The organism is Nocardia fusca NBRC 14340 (assembly GCF_001618425.1).
Lineage (GTDB): Bacteria > Actinomycetota > Actinomycetes > Mycobacteriales > Mycobacteriaceae > Nocardia > Nocardia fusca.
The window spans coordinates 1-13,085 of sequence record NZ_BDCU01000050.1; the positions used below are offsets into that span (position 1 = coordinate 1).

At 69.1% G+C, this 13,085-nt stretch carries 13 protein-coding genes; 2 read left to right on the forward strand and 11 right to left on the reverse strand.

Features of this window, described 5'->3' with window-relative positions; translation table 11 throughout:
* Nucleotides 1-153: 153 nt before the first annotated feature.
* Together NF4_RS29155 and NF4_RS29160 are read left to right on the forward strand one after the other, a co-directional pair.
* The gene (locus NF4_RS29155; RefSeq protein ID WP_063130597.1) at nt 154-579 is read left to right on the forward strand and encodes a hypothetical protein; all 426 of its coding nucleotides are present in this window, start codon (nt 154-156) and stop codon (nt 577-579) included.
* A 440-nt stretch (nt 580-1,019) separates the two neighbouring features.
* A complete protein-coding gene (locus tag NF4_RS29160; protein WP_063130598.1) occupies nt 1,020-1,880 on the forward strand; it encodes a TIGR03619 family F420-dependent LLM class oxidoreductase in 861 nt (286 codons plus the stop codon).
* Between the two features lie 30 nt (nt 1,881-1,910).
* On the opposite strand, the gene NF4_RS29165 is transcribed toward NF4_RS29160, so the two are convergent.
* The 11 genes from NF4_RS29165 to NF4_RS29215 all read right to left on the reverse strand — a co-directional run bounded on the left by NF4_RS29165 (nt 1,911) and on the right by NF4_RS29215 (nt 13,081).
* On the reverse strand, nt 1,911-2,450 hold the full coding sequence (locus NF4_RS29165) for a hypothetical protein (RefSeq protein WP_157120664.1): 540 nt from the start codon (nt 2,448-2,450) through the stop codon (nt 1,911-1,913).
* Between the two features lie 184 nt (nt 2,451-2,634).
* Nucleotides 2,635-3,783: an acyl-CoA dehydrogenase family protein gene (locus NF4_RS29170; protein ID WP_063130600.1), complete on the reverse strand. Its 1,149-nt coding sequence runs from the start codon at nt 3,781-3,783 to the stop codon at nt 2,635-2,637.
* A 7-nt stretch (nt 3,784-3,790) separates the two neighbouring features.
* Nucleotides 3,791-4,954: a thiolase family protein gene (locus NF4_RS29175; protein ID WP_063130601.1), complete on the reverse strand. Its 1,164-nt coding sequence runs from the start codon at nt 4,952-4,954 to the stop codon at nt 3,791-3,793.
* Nucleotides 4,955-5,785 (reverse strand): enoyl-CoA hydratase/isomerase family protein, encoded by an 831-nt coding sequence (locus tag NF4_RS29180; RefSeq protein WP_063130602.1) that lies wholly within the window; start codon nt 5,783-5,785, stop codon nt 4,955-4,957.
* A complete protein-coding gene (locus NF4_RS29185; protein WP_063130603.1) occupies nt 5,782-7,014 on the reverse strand; it encodes a CaiB/BaiF CoA transferase family protein in 1,233 nt (410 codons plus the stop codon). The genes NF4_RS29180 and NF4_RS29185 overlap by 4 nt, the downstream gene beginning before the upstream one ends.
* Complete coding sequence (locus NF4_RS29190; protein ID WP_063130604.1) at nt 7,014-7,781, reverse strand: SDR family NAD(P)-dependent oxidoreductase; 768 nt, start codon at nt 7,779-7,781, stop codon at nt 7,014-7,016. Before NF4_RS29190 ends, NF4_RS29185 begins: the two co-directional genes overlap by 1 nt.
* Nucleotides 7,781-8,947, reverse strand: coding sequence for an acyl-CoA dehydrogenase family protein (locus NF4_RS29195; protein WP_063130738.1), 1,167 nt, complete (start codon nt 8,945-8,947; stop codon nt 7,781-7,783). Before NF4_RS29195 ends, NF4_RS29190 begins: the two co-directional genes overlap by 1 nt.
* Before the next feature lie 238 nt (nt 8,948-9,185).
* Nucleotides 9,186-9,563, reverse strand: coding sequence for a hypothetical protein (locus NF4_RS29200; RefSeq protein ID WP_063130605.1), 378 nt, complete (start codon nt 9,561-9,563; stop codon nt 9,186-9,188).
* Nucleotides 9,560-10,267 (reverse strand): ABC transporter ATP-binding protein, encoded by a 708-nt coding sequence (locus tag NF4_RS29205; protein WP_063130606.1) that lies wholly within the window; start codon nt 10,265-10,267, stop codon nt 9,560-9,562. Before NF4_RS29205 ends, NF4_RS29200 begins: the two co-directional genes overlap by 4 nt.
* The gene (locus tag NF4_RS29210; RefSeq protein ID WP_063130607.1) at nt 10,264-10,977 is read right to left on the reverse strand and encodes an ABC transporter ATP-binding protein; all 714 of its coding nucleotides are present in this window, start codon (nt 10,975-10,977) and stop codon (nt 10,264-10,266) included. Before NF4_RS29210 ends, NF4_RS29205 begins: the two co-directional genes overlap by 4 nt.
* A complete protein-coding gene (locus NF4_RS29215) occupies nt 10,955-13,081 on the reverse strand; it encodes a branched-chain amino acid ABC transporter permease (protein ID WP_063130608.1) in 2,127 nt (708 codons plus the stop codon). Before NF4_RS29215 ends, NF4_RS29210 begins: the two co-directional genes overlap by 23 nt.
* Nucleotides 13,082-13,085: the final 4 nt, after the last annotated feature.

A 13,085-nucleotide genomic window follows, 5' to 3' on the forward strand; every position in this document is an offset into this window, starting at 1 on the left:
GAGTCCTTCCTCGTAATGGGTTGTCGCTGCTACCTCGGAGCCACCGGCCAGATCTCGACCTCCGAAGAAGTGACTCACATCACATCTGCTGAGTGTCGAAGCCGGCGGAACGACTCCGAGGTAGCAGCGAACGACCCACACAGGAGGACGAAAATGATCGACACCCAGCAGCCCACCCCCGAACTGCAGGCGCTGAACCGCCTGGTCGGCACCTGGAAGGTCAGCGGCGGCGCGGAAGGAACCGTGCGCTACGAATGGATGCCCGGGCGGTTCTTCCTACTCCAGCACATCGACCTCACCCAGCACGGCGAGCCCGTCACCGGCATGGAGGTGATCGGCAACCTGCGCCCGTTCGGCGAACCGACCGGCCCCGATGTGACATCGCGGTACTACGACTCGGTCGGCAACACCTTCGACTACGTCTACGAACTGATCGGCGACATACTCACCATCTGGGCCGGTGCGAAGGGCAGCCCGGCCTACTACCGGGGCACCTTCGACGCCGACGGCACCACCGTCACCGGCGGATGGGTCTACCCCGGCGGCGGTGGATACACCTCGACCATGACTCGCATCTGACCCGGCGGCCCGAGCCGGTCACCGCCCGGCTCCGCCGGCACTTCCTACTACCCGCACCGACCGCCCCGGCCTGTCGCACTCACCTGCCCGGAAGAACCCTGCGGTGGATACGGCGTCACTCCGGGGCGGCGGTGGGCCCGGAGAGCCGAGAGCGAGCCAGCCCGGTGGCGTCGCGCTCCAGCATCATCCAGAGCGCGGTGATGTCCTCGACGAGGCGGTCGCGGGTGACCGAGAGGTCCCCACCGGCCCAGGACAGTACCGTTTGGGCAGTGCCACCGATGACGAAGGCGGGGCGGTGGAGGCCAGGGAGTCAGAGTGCCGGGCAGGAATTTTCGCGGCGGCCGGACAGGTTCTTCCGCTGAGGTCGTCGACGACGAGACGCCGCGGGAATTCCGCGGGCAGGTCGGCCGGCCCGCAGCTCGGGCATCGGAAGGAACACGATGAAGTTCGCCGTCAGTTACAGCACCGCCCATTTCGGTGCGGATCCGGATCGCCTCGCCGCCTACGCGCGGCACGCCGAGGCCTGTGGATTCGAAGGGCTGTACCTGCCCGAACATCTGGTTCTGTATCCCGGGGCGAAACTACACAATGTCGAGGTGCCGCCCGGCCTGCCCTTCACCGACCCGCTGGACACTCTCGCCTTCGTCGCCGCGGTCACCGACCGGCTGCTACTCGGGACCGGGGTCCTGCTGCTGCCCTATCGGCATCCGGTCGTGCTGGCCAAGCAGCTGGCGACGATCGATGTGCTGTCGAAGGGGCGGATGCGGCTGCTGTCCGTCGGACTGGGCACCCTGTCGGCCGAGGCGTCCGCGGCCGGAGTCGATTTCCGTACGCGCGGACGACGTGCCGACGAGGCGATCGATGTGCTGCGGTTGCTGTGGTCCGGCGGCGAGGAGGGGGTGAGCTATCACGGCGAATTCTTCGATTTCGAGAACCTGGTCCAATTCCCGAAGCCCCACGAGTCGACCACCTTGCCCGTTCACATCGGTGGTTCGAGCACGGCCGCCGCGCGCCGGGCCGGGCTGCGCGGCGACGGGTACTTCGCGGGTGGGGCGCTGCTCCCGGACGAACGCGCGGCGCAGTGGGAACTGGCCCGCACGACCGCGGCGGAGGCGGGACGCGATCCCGATCTGCTCGAGTACACACGGTGGAGCGGGCTGGATATGACCGACGAGCGATTGGCCGCCTTCACGGCCCAGGGGGTGACCCGGGTGGTCGTGAGCGCTACGGCCACCGATCCGGCCGAACAACAGGACGAGCTTTCCGCATTCGCCGAACGGTTCCTCGCAGGGCGTTCCTGACCCGTCTCACCGGACCTCGGTCCGCGTGGTTCAGACCGCGCGGACCAGGGCCTGGCGGCCACGAAGATCGGCCAGCAGGACCTCACCGCTGTGGAAGACCTCGATATCCTCGCGGACCTGTTCCGGCACCCCGGCCGCCCCGAGGGCGCATCGTTTGAATGCCCGGGCCGCGGAACTGAGGGGGTGATGGGCGGACAGGACCCGGCACGCGAGTTCGGCGGGCAGCTCGTCGCCCCAGACCGCGAGTTCGGCCAGCCCCTTGTCCAGGCAGTCGATGGCGCCTTTGCGGACCCATTCGTTCGAGACGAAGACGTCCGGCGCCAGCAGCACGCTCTCCGGCCAGGTGTCGTGCACGGGTGAGGCCATGGCGGTGGTGAGGTCCAGTACGGTCGCGCCGAGGATCTCGAGCGGGCGCACATCGTCGTGTTCGGTGAGCACGGCGACCACCTCCCAGCCGCCCATCATGCGGTCGAAGATGAACCCGCCCGCATACCGCACCGCGTCCACGGTGTTCGGCGCGACGATCGCCAGCCGGTGGCGCAGCGGGTGGCGGCGGGCGTGCGCGCGCATGAAGTGGACCGGACGTAGCCCCGGGCCGACCATGGTTTCGGAGTCCGGAGGGCAATCAGCCGCACTGCGTTCATCCCGTGAACCGATCACCGGGTACTCCGTTCGATAAACCAACTGCTGAAACAGTAGGGTCGAACGGCCATATGTGATGCACGTCTCATCGAATTATTAAGTGTGCTATACATCACAAACCAAGGTCTTTGGCAATGATAACTTTCATGACCTCGCTGGTCCCGGCGTAGATCCGCGCGACCCGGGCATCGGTGTAGAGCCGGGCGATCGGATACTCCATCATGTAGCCGTAACCGCCGAACAACTGCAGGCACCGATCCACGACCCGGGCCTGGGTCTCGGTGGCGAACAGTTTCACCCGGGCGGCGTCGGCACCGGAGAGCTGCCCGTCCACCAGATCCCGCACCGCGCGATCCACCAGGGTCTGCCCGGCCTCGATCTCGGCGGAGATCGCGGCGAGTTCGAATTTCGTGTTCTGGAACGACGCCACCGGCGTCCCGAATGCCTTGCGCTCCTTGACGTAATCGATGGTGGCGTGCAGCGCCGCCCGCGCCTGCGCCACCGACCCCACCGCCACCGTCATCCGCTCCTGGGGCAGGTTGTGCCCGAGATACCCGAAGGCGGCACCCTCCTCGCCAAGCTTGTTGGCCACCGGTACCCGCACATCGGTGAACGACAGCTCCACCGTGTCCTGCACCTTGCATCCCATCTTGTCCAGGACCCGGCCACGCGCGAAACCGGGCATCCCGTCCTCCACCACCAGCAGGGTCAGGCCCGCACGCCGGTTGTCCGGATCGGTCGCGGTGCGGGCCACCACGATCACCAGATCGGCGAGCAGACCGCCGGTAATGAATGTTTTCGCCCCGTTGAGCACATAGTCGTCGCCGTCGCGGACCGCGGTGGTGCGGATACCGGCGAGATCGGAACCGGTGCCCGGCTCGGTCATGGCGATCGCGGTGAGCAGGCTCCCGTCGGCGAGGCCGGGAAACCACCGTTGCCGCTGCGCCGCGTCGGCGTACCCGAGGAAGTACGGCAGGATCACGTCGAGCTGGGTGCGCACGGTACCGAGCGTCACCAGCGCCCGCTGGGCCTCCTCCTGCAACACCACGTTGTACCGGTAGTCCCGGACCCCCATCCCGCCGTACTCTTCCGGGATCGCGGTACCGAGCAGACCGAGTTCACCCAGCCGCCGGAACACCTCGCGGGGCAGCTGCCCCTGCTTCTCCCAGTCCGGGTACCGGGGCACCACCTCCTTCTCGATGAACTCGCGCGCCAGATCCCGGAACGCTTCGTGGTCGGCGGTGAACAGATCGCGACGCATGTTCTTCCTAGGAGACGAGTTCGACGACGGTGGCATTGGCGGTGCCGCCGCCCTCGCACATGGTTTGCAGGCCGAAGCGGATCCCGTGGTCCCGCATGTGATGGATCATCCTGGTCATGAGCACCGCGCCCGAACCCCCGAGCGGATGCCCGAGCGCGATGGCGCCACCCAGCGGGTTGAGCCGCTCCGGGTCGGCACCGGTTTCGGCCTGCCACGCCAGCGGGACCGGCGCGAACGCCTCGTTGACCTCGAAGATCCCGATATCGGCGACCGTGAGCCCGGTTCTGCGCAGTACCTTCTCGGTCGCCGGGATGGGACCGGTGAGCATGAGCACCGGGTCGGCGCCCGCCACCACACCCGCGCGGTAGCGCACGAGCGGGGTCAGGCCGAGTTCGGCGGCCTTCTCTGGAGTGGTGACCAGCAGGGCCGCGGCGCCGTCGGAGATCTGGGAGGAATTACCCGCGTGGATGACGCCGTCGTCCTGGAACGCCGGTTTCAGATTCGCCAGCTTCTCGGCGGTGGTACCGCGGCGGATCCCCTCGTCGGCGGTGACCTCTCCACCCTCGGTGGTCTCCCCCGCGGGCGCGTCGACCGCGACGATCTGCTCCTCGAACGCGCCCCGGTCCTGGGCGGCGGCCGCCAGCTCGTGCGATCGCGCGGAGTACTCGTCGAGTACCGTCCGGGTGAAACCCCATTTCCGGGCGACGAGTTCGGCCGAGATCCCCTGGTTGAAGGAGAAATCGTCGTAACGGGCCAGCACCGCCGGGCCGTACGGCTGTCCGGTCGCGCGGGCGGCGCCCAGCGGCACCCGGCTCATCACCTCGACCCCGCCGGCCACCACCAGATCCTGCTGACCCGACAGCACCGCCTGCGCCGCGAAATCCAAGGCCTGCTGACTCGATCCGCAAGCCCGGTTCACCGTGGTCCCGGGGATGGATTCGGGCCAGCCGGCGGCCAGTATCGCATACCGGCCGATATTGCTCGACTGATCGCCGACCTGGGACACACACCCCCACACCACATCGTCGATCAGCGCCGGGTCGACGCCGGTGCGTTCGACGAGGGCCCGCAGCACCACCGCGGACAGGTCGGCGGCATGCACACTCGACAGGCCACCCTTCCGTTTGCCGACCGGTGTGCGCACCGCGCCGGCGATCACCGCTTCCCGCATCTACCCGCTCTCTTTCTCGCCGCCGGCCGGGGGCAGCGACCAGGCGCCGGTGAAACGCGGTGCGCGATTCCCGGCGAAGGCCGCGTACGCCTCCGGCGCGTCGGCGGTGGCGAAATTGACTCCCTGGGCCCGGGCCTCGCCGGCCAGAGCCTCTCGTAATGTCGAGTCTGCACCCTCGTTCAGCAAGGCCTTGGTCTGCGCCAGCGCGACCGGCGGCCCGGCCGCCAGCCGATCCGCGAGATCCGCGGTGAACGCGTCTATCTCGGCGGCGGCGATCACCCAGGTGACCAGTCCCAGTGCTTCGGCGCGGGCGGCGTCGACGGTCTCGGCCAGCAGGGCCAGGCGTTTGGCCTGCTGCAGGCCGACCAGTTTCGGCAGCAACCAGGAACCGCCGAGATCCACCGACAGACCGCGCCGCGCGAAGATCTGCGCGAATCTGGCTTCCGGGGTGGCGACCACCAGATCGCAGCCCAGGGCGAGATTCCATCCGGCGCCGACCGCCACACCGGTCACCTTCGCGACGGTGGGGATCGGCAGTTCGTGCAGTTGCAGGGCGAGATCGGTGAAGATCCGCAGTTTGTCCATCGGGTGCCGGGCATCGGGCACCGAGATATCGGCTCCCGAACAGAATGCGCCCCCGGCGCCGGTGAGCACCAGCGCACGCACGGACCGATCGCCGCCGGTATCGCGCAGCACATCCGCCAGGTCCCGCCACATCGCCCAGGTCATGGCGTTCTTGCGGTGCGGCCGGTTCAGGGTCACCGTCCGGACCCCGGCCCGGTCGGCCACCAGCAGCTCGGGTTCGCCGGTGGGCGGCTCGCCGTTCGTCACTGTCGCTCCCCCGCGCCCACGGCCCGATATCCGGGTCCGATCACCGAATCGGCGCGCAACTCCTCGATTTCCGCCGCCGACCGGCCCAGTTCCCGCAGCACGGCGTCGGTGTGCTCGCCCAGACCCGGCACCGCGCCCATCGGCGGGTCGAAACCGCGGATCACGGCCGGCGGCAGCAGGGCGGGCACCGGGCCGCCGGGACTGTCCACCGCGCGCCAGCGATCGCGGGCCGCGAGTTGCGGATGGTCGATCATCTCGGCCGCGGTGTTGTACCGCGAATTGCCGATACCGGCCTCGTCGGCGGCCTTCTGCACCTCGGCCAGCGTGTGCCGGGCACACCAGCCACCGATGGCCTCGTCCAGCACCCCACGGTTGCGCACGCGGTCGGAATTGCTCCGGAAACGGTCGTCCCCGGCGAGATCCGGGCGGCCCAGAATCTCCCGGGCCAGCCGCTGCCACTCCCGGTCGTTGGTGGTGCCGAGCACCACGGTCTGCCCGTCCCCGGTGGCATAGGCGCCGTAGGGCGCTACCGCGGGCGAGCTCATGCCCAGCGGCTGCTGCTCCACCCCGGAATGCCGGGTGTAGTTCAGGTGATAGCCCATCATCTCGGCCATGGTGTCGAAGAGGCTGATACTGATCGAGCCACCGGCTGTCCCGGTCTCGCGATACCGTCCGCACAGCTGGGCCACGATCGACAGGGCCGCATACAGTCCCGTGGTCACATCCGCCACCGCCGGTCCGGGTTTGGCCGGTTCGCCCGGGCGCCCGGTCACCGAGCACACCCCCGACTCCGCCTGGACGAGCAGATCGTAGGCGCGTTTGTGCGAGAGCGGGCCGCCCGCCCCGAAACCGTCTATCTCCAGCGCGATCAGGTGTGGATGGCGTCCGGCCAGGTCGGCGGGGGCCAGGCCGAGCCGCGCGGTGGCGCCCGGCGCCAGATTCGACACCAGCACATCCGCGCGGGCCAGCAGTTCGTGCAGCACCGCCAGACCCCGGTCGGATTTCAGATCGAGGGTCACCGACTCCTTGCCCCGGTTGACCCAGACGAAATGGGCCGCCTGGCCCGCCACCACATCGTCGTAGTGCCGGGCGAAATCACCGCCGGCCGGGTTCTCCACCTTGATCACCCGGGCGCCGAAATCGGCGAGGGTGCGGGTGCACATAGGCGCCGATACCGCCTGTTCCAACGCCACCACCAGCACTCCGGCCAGCGGTCCGGCGGTGGTCATCACATCACCATGCCGCCGTCGACCGGCAGCACCTGGCCGGTCACGAACGACGCGGCATCGGAGGCGAGGAAGACGAACGCGCCCGCGACCTCGTCGGGTTCGGCCCAGCGGCGCAGCGGTATCCGGCTGAGCATCTGCTCCGCGAATTTCTCGTCGGTGCGGATGGTTTCGGTCATGGGGGTCGCGGCCAGCGGCGCGAGCGCGTTCACCAGGATGTTCTTCCGGGCCAGTTCCCGGGCCAGCGATTTGGTGATGCCGATGATCCCGGCCTTGGCGGCGGAATAGTTGACCTGGCCGAGGGTGCCGGTGAGACCCGCGGAGGAGGTCACGTTGATGATGCGGCCGGTGCCGTCGGACGGCAGGTAGGGCAGTACGGCCTGACTGCAGTTGAACGTGCCCAGCACGTGCACATCGAAGATCTCGCGCATGGAGTCCGGCGTGGTCTTCGGGAACATCGCCGGAGCCGTGACCCCGGCATTGTTCACCACGATATTGACCGTCCCGCCACCCAATTCGGCGGCCTGCCGGGCGGCGTCCACCGCGGAATCGGGGTCGGCCACGTTCAGGGCGCACGCCTGTGCCGTGCCGCCGTCGGCGGTGATCTTCTCGGCGACCGCGCCCGCGGCGCCGCCGTCGAGGTCGGTGACCAGCACCGCGGCCCCCTGGGCGGCCAACGCCCGGGCCACCGCCGAGCCGATACCGCCCGCCGCCCCGGTGACCAGGGCCGTACGGCCGGTCAGATCGAACAAACCGTTGTTCGCTGCCATCAGTAACTCCTCGGCATTCCCAATACGTGCGACCCCAGATAGTTGAGGATCATTTCCTGACTGATCGGTGCGATCCGCATAACCCGCGACTCCCGGAAATACCGGGAGATGTGGTACTCCTCCGAATAGCCCATCCCACCGTGCGTCTGCATCGCCCGGTCGGCGGCCTCGAAACCCGCCTCCGCGCAGAGATATTTCGCGGTATTGGCCTCCCGGCCACACGGTTTGCCCTGGTCGTACAACCAGGTGGCCTTGCGCAGCACGAGTTCGGCGGCGTCCAGCCGAGCCAGCGAATCGGCCAGTGGGAACTGGATCCCCTGGTTCTTGCCGATCGGCCGCCCGAAGACCTCACGCTCGTTCGCGTACCGGACCGCTCGATCCAGCGCGACCCGGCCCAGCCCGAGCGCTTCGGCCGCGATGAGCATCCGCTCGGGATTCAGGCCGTCCAGGAGATATTCGAACCCGCGGCCCTCCTCCCCCACCCGGTCCTCGACCGGTATCCGCAGATCGTCGATGAACAACTCGTTGGAGGACACCGCATTGCGGCCCATCTTCGGGATGGGCCGGATATCGATGTGGTCGCGGTCGATATCGGTGAGGAACAGCGTCATACCGCTGGTCTTCTTCTCGACATCCTCATATTTCCGCGTGCGGGTCAGCAGCAGGATCTTCTCCGACTCCAGCGCCTTGGAGATCCAGACCTTGCGGCCGTTGACCACGTAGTGGTCGCCGTCGCGGCGGGCGAAGGTGGTGATCCGGCTGGTGTCCAGGCCCGCGCCCGGTTCCGTGACCCCGAAGCAGACGTGCAGGTCACCGCGGGCGACCCGGGGCAGGGTGCGCTGTTTCAGTTCCTCCGAACCGTGCACGATCACCGGTTGCATACCGAAGATCGACATATGGATCGAGGTGGCGGCGTTCATTCCACCGCCCGACCGCGACACCTGTTCGGCCAGGATCGAGGCCTCGGTGATCCCGAGGCCGTGCCCGCCGTATTCCTCGGGAATGCACAGTCCCAGCCAGCCGCCGTCGGCGATGGCGCGATAGAACTCGGTGGGGAATTCGTGTTCCCGGTCCTTCTCCATCCAGTACTGATCGTCGAATTTCCGGGCCAGCTCGGCCACGGAGTCGCGGATCAGCCGCTGATCCTCGCTCAGCTCGAAACTCATACCGTCGGACACATCAACTCCCTCTCGTCGTCGCCGGTACGGGCCGCTCACCGCCGCCGCGCACCCGGCCCCATCGCGGTGGCCCGGCGCGGCCGACCGCGGTGTACACCCGCACCGCCGTCGCTGCCGGCGGTTCCGGCCCACGCCCGGTGTGGGTCACCGATGCGGCGGACCGTTTCGCTGTCCGCCCCTGCACCGGCTCTACCCCGGGTGGTTCACCGCGGCGGGCCGCAGGCTCTCACCGCTGTGGCACCCCGACCGCACCGGCCTCCTTCTCGACGGCCCCGGGCAACCGCTCGGCCAGCAAGGCCAGGTCGTAGGACTGCCGGGCCATCCAGTACCGCAGAACCCCGGTCAGGGAGTAGCGCAGGAACAGCGCCGCCCCCACGATGCTCAGCGCCACCCCGGCCAGCGCGATGACGAGCGCGTCGCGCTGGACCAGCGCGTCGGAGGTGTTGTGCGACATCAGGTATGCCAGCACCGTCACCACCGGCCCGAGGCCGAGCAGTGTCCCGCCCGCGCGCAACCACAGCGCGCCGCGGCCGGCGGCCGGGTCGGGGATCTTCAGTTCGGCGAGCTCGGCGACGAAACGGTCGGCCCGGGTCGATTCGGTCATGCGGAACTTCCTAGGTAGAGAGTGGCCAATTCGTTGCGGAGCCCTTGATCGGGCGGGCCCTGATATTCGACGCGGCCGCGCACCAGGACGGCGGCGGAGTCGGCGATATCCAGTACGGCGGCGGCGAACTGTTCGACGACGAGCACCGCGATGCCCTGCCGGGCGATCTCGGCGACCTGTTCGTAGAGCCGGCCCACCACCAGAGGCGCGAGCCCCATGGACAATTCGTCCAGCATCAGTACCGCCGGATCGGTGGCCAGCCCACGCGCCAGCGCCAGCATCTGTTGTTCACCGCCGGAGAGCGTGCCCGCGGTCTGTTCGGCCCGCTGGGCCAGGATCGGGAAGCGGGCGAAGGCGATCTCCTCGATCTGTGCGCGGGGCCGGCCGGTGAAGGTCATCATGAGCAGGTTGTCGCGCACGGTGAGGTTCGGGAAGATCCCCCGGCCCTCGGGGATCAGGCAGACCCCGGCGCGTGCCAGGTCCCGGGGGTCGACGCCGTTCACCACCCGGCCGCCGAGGTGGAGTTCCCCCTCCTCGACCGGATGCACCCCGGCCGCGACCGAGAGTGTGGTGGTCTTTCCGGCGCCGTTGGGGCCGAGCAGCGCGACCACCTCACCCGCGCGCACGCTCAGATCGACACCGTGCAGCACGGTGATCGCGTCGTAGGCGGCGCGGACGCCGCGTAGTTCCAACAGGGTGGTCATGCGGCCCCCAGGTATGCGGCGAGGACCTGTTCGTCGGCGCGGATCCGCTGCGGGGTCCCGTCGGCGATCACTGTGCCGAGGTCCAGGACGTACACGTGATCGCAGACGTTCATCACCAGGCCCATATCGTGTTCGACCAGCACCACTGCGGTGCCGTCGGCGGCGACCGAACGCAGCAGCCCGGCGAACCGGTCCGTTTCCGTACTGTCCTGCCCGGCAGCGGGTTCGTCGAGCAGCAGCAGCGTGGGCCGCACGGCCAGCGCCCGGCCCACTTCGACGAGCCGGGCCAGGCCGGTGGGCAGGGCGTCGGCGAGATCGCCCGCGCGGGCGCCCAGTTCGAGGCGGTCGATGATCTCGTCGGTGAGCTGCGCGGCGCGCCGCCGGTGCGGGCCGAGTTCGGCGGCCACCAGCAGGTTGTCGCGGACCGAGAGCCGGCCGAACAGTTCGAGCCGCTGGAAGGTGCGCGCCATCCCGTGCCGGGCCCGGCGCGCCGGAGCCAGCCGGGTGATGTCCTTCTCACCCAGCCGGACCCGGCCCGCCGCGGGACGCCGCAATCCGCAGATCACATCGAACAGGGTGCTCTTCCCCGCTCCGTTCGGGCCGATCAGTCCGGTGACCTGCCCGGCCTCGGCGCGCAACCCGGCGCCGTCGAGGGCTCGCCGGCCGCCGAAGGTGACGGTGACATCGCTAACGTGCAGCAGTGACGGCATGGTCGAGCACCTCCTTGTCCGCGGCTCGCCACGGGCGTTTCACACCCCACCATTCGACCGGTACATCCGGTTCGCTCGCGGCGGCGCGCTGTGCCCGGTTGTTCGCCCGGATCCGGACCGCGAAGACACCGATCACCGAGCCCCAGAACAGGATCCAGCCGTCTACGGCGCCGGCCAGCCGCAGCAGCCACAGCACCACCGGGATACCGATCATGGCGGCCAGGGCCACCCGGTTGCGGATGGCCGCCTCGAAACCCTCCCGCATCCGCGCCACGGCGCCGTGGCTCACCACGCCACCGCCGAAGGCGATACCGGCCAGCGCCGGGATCACATGGATCAGGTTCTCGGTGGACGGGAAGAGCACCGGGACCGCCAGCAACGGCCCGTACAGCGCGACACCGACGAACATCCCGTTGCCCAGGGCGCCGAGCCCGGCGAACACGGCGACCAGGAAGATCGGCATACCGGCCATGAAATTGAACTGTTCCGGTGTCACCGACCCGATCTGCATGCCGTAGAGCGCGCCGCCCAGCCCGGCCAGACCCGCGCCGAGCGCGAAAACCGCGACCTTGGCGAGCAGCAGGTTGCCGCCGAGGGTGGCGTAGGCGGCCTCGCTGTCGCGCAGGGCGATGAGCCGGCGGCCGAAGCGCCCGCGGCGCAGCACCGCGACGCCGAGGGTGGCCAGTGCCAGGCAGACCGCCGCGAAGACGGTGATCTGCGCCGTCTCGTCCAGTTTCAGCCCGAAGAGATTCACTCCGGCCACTTCCACCGATCCCTGGTCGAAGAACGCGATCCGCACGCCGCCGATCTCGAACGCGGGCAGGGTGAAGATCCACCGGTCCAGGATCACCGCGAAGGCCGCGGTGCCCAGGGCGAGATACACCCCGGACAAGCGCAGCGCCGGCACCGCGACCAGCGCGCCCGCGACGGCCGCGATCAGTACCGCTCCGAGCAACCCCCACCACTGACCGTCCGGGGCCAGATGGGCGTAGGCGACGGCACCGATACCCGCCATGCTGAGCTGGGCCAGCGAGATCTGTCCCGCGTAACCGGACAGCGGGACGAACGACAGCGCGATGACGCCGAAGGCGAACATCGGACCGTAGGCGATCAGATCGCTTTCGCCGAGGGTGGTGGCGACCATCAGGCCGAGCAGCGCGATCACGCCGGCGAAGAACAGCGCACCGCCGCGCGACGGGGTGGGCACCGGGCTGAGTTTGCGGTCGCGGCCGCGCAACCGGCCGTGCGGGAAGAGCAGCAGCGCGATCAGCAGCAACAGCGCCGGCGCGGCCAGTCGCAGCCCGGGCAGGTATTCGTTCTGCGGCAGGTATCCGGTCAGGTAGCTCTCCATCAGCCCGACCACGATCGCGCCGACGAAGGTCATCGGCAGACTGCGCAGGCGGCCGAAGATGGCCGCGGTGTAGGCGCTGACGATGAGCAGCGACAGCGTGGCGGCGTCCAGCGACACCGTCGGAGCGATGAGAACGCCGCCCACGGCGGCCAATTCGATACCCAGTATCCAGGCGACCCGGTTGGCCCGGATCGGGTCCGCGCCGGTGAGACCGGCCAGCGCGCGATCGTCGACGGTGGCCCGCATCTCCGCCCCGGTGCGGGTGTTGAACAGCAGCACCCGCAGACCCACCGCGACGGCGACCGCTACCAGCATGGTGAGCGCCTGATGCCAGGTGACGGTGGCCGAGCCGATCCGGAGGGGTTCGGTCTCGGCGAAGAAGGTGGGCAGGGTGCGGGCCTGCATCGGGTCCCAGATCCAGCGCGCGGTGGCGATGAGCCCGCTCAGCAGCGCGACCGTCATCACCAGTTTCTCCGCGTCACCGAGACCCTGGACCGCCCGCAGCGCCCGCTCCACCAGCAGACCGGACAGTGGCGCCAGTACCAGCAGCACGATCGCCAGGGCGATCGGGACCGGGACATCCCATCCCGCGGTGAGCTGCCAGTACGAGAACGCCGCCATCATGCCGGCGGCGCCGTGCGCGAAGTTGAAGATTCCGGTCGTCGTATGGGTGAGCACCAGGCCGCTGCCGATGACAGCATAGACAGCGGCGGTGCTCAGCCCGACGATCCCGAAGGCGAGGAATTGATCCATGATC

Bases quoted from the DNA above. Each gene is read 5' to 3' on its own strand.
- NF4_RS29155 (WP_063130597.1), top strand. From the start codon at position 154: ATGATCGACACCCAGCAGCCCACCCCCGAACTGCAGGCGCTGAACCGC.
- NF4_RS29160 (WP_063130598.1), top strand. From the start codon at position 1,020: ATGAAGTTCGCCGTCAGTTACAGCACCGCCCATTTCGGTGCGGATCCG.
- NF4_RS29165 (WP_157120664.1), bottom strand. From the start codon at position 2,450: ATGCGCGCGCACGCCCGCCGCCACCCGCTGCGCCACCGGCTGGCGATC.
- NF4_RS29170 (WP_063130600.1), bottom strand. From the start codon at position 3,783: ATGCGTCGCGATCTGTTCACCGCCGACCACGAAGCGTTCCGGGATCTG.
- NF4_RS29175 (WP_063130601.1), bottom strand. From the start codon at position 4,954: ATGCGGGAAGCGGTGATCGCCGGCGCGGTGCGCACACCGGTCGGCAAA.
- NF4_RS29185 (WP_063130603.1), bottom strand. From the start codon at position 7,014: ATGACCACCGCCGGACCGCTGGCCGGAGTGCTGGTGGTGGCGTTGGAA.
- NF4_RS29190 (WP_063130604.1), bottom strand. From the start codon at position 7,781: ATGGCAGCGAACAACGGTTTGTTCGATCTGACCGGCCGTACGGCCCTG.
- NF4_RS29195 (WP_063130738.1), bottom strand. From the start codon at position 8,947: ATGAGTTTCGAGCTGAGCGAGGATCAGCGGCTGATCCGCGACTCCGTG.
- NF4_RS29200 (WP_063130605.1), bottom strand. From the start codon at position 9,563: ATGACCGAATCGACCCGGGCCGACCGTTTCGTCGCCGAGCTCGCCGAA.
- NF4_RS29205 (WP_063130606.1), bottom strand. From the start codon at position 10,267: ATGACCACCCTGTTGGAACTACGCGGCGTCCGCGCCGCCTACGACGCG.
- NF4_RS29210 (WP_063130607.1), bottom strand. From the start codon at position 10,977: ATGCCGTCACTGCTGCACGTTAGCGATGTCACCGTCACCTTCGGCGGC.
- NF4_RS29215 (WP_063130608.1), bottom strand. From the start codon at position 13,081: ATGGATCAATTCCTCGCCTTCGGGATCGTCGGGCTGAGCACCGCCGCT.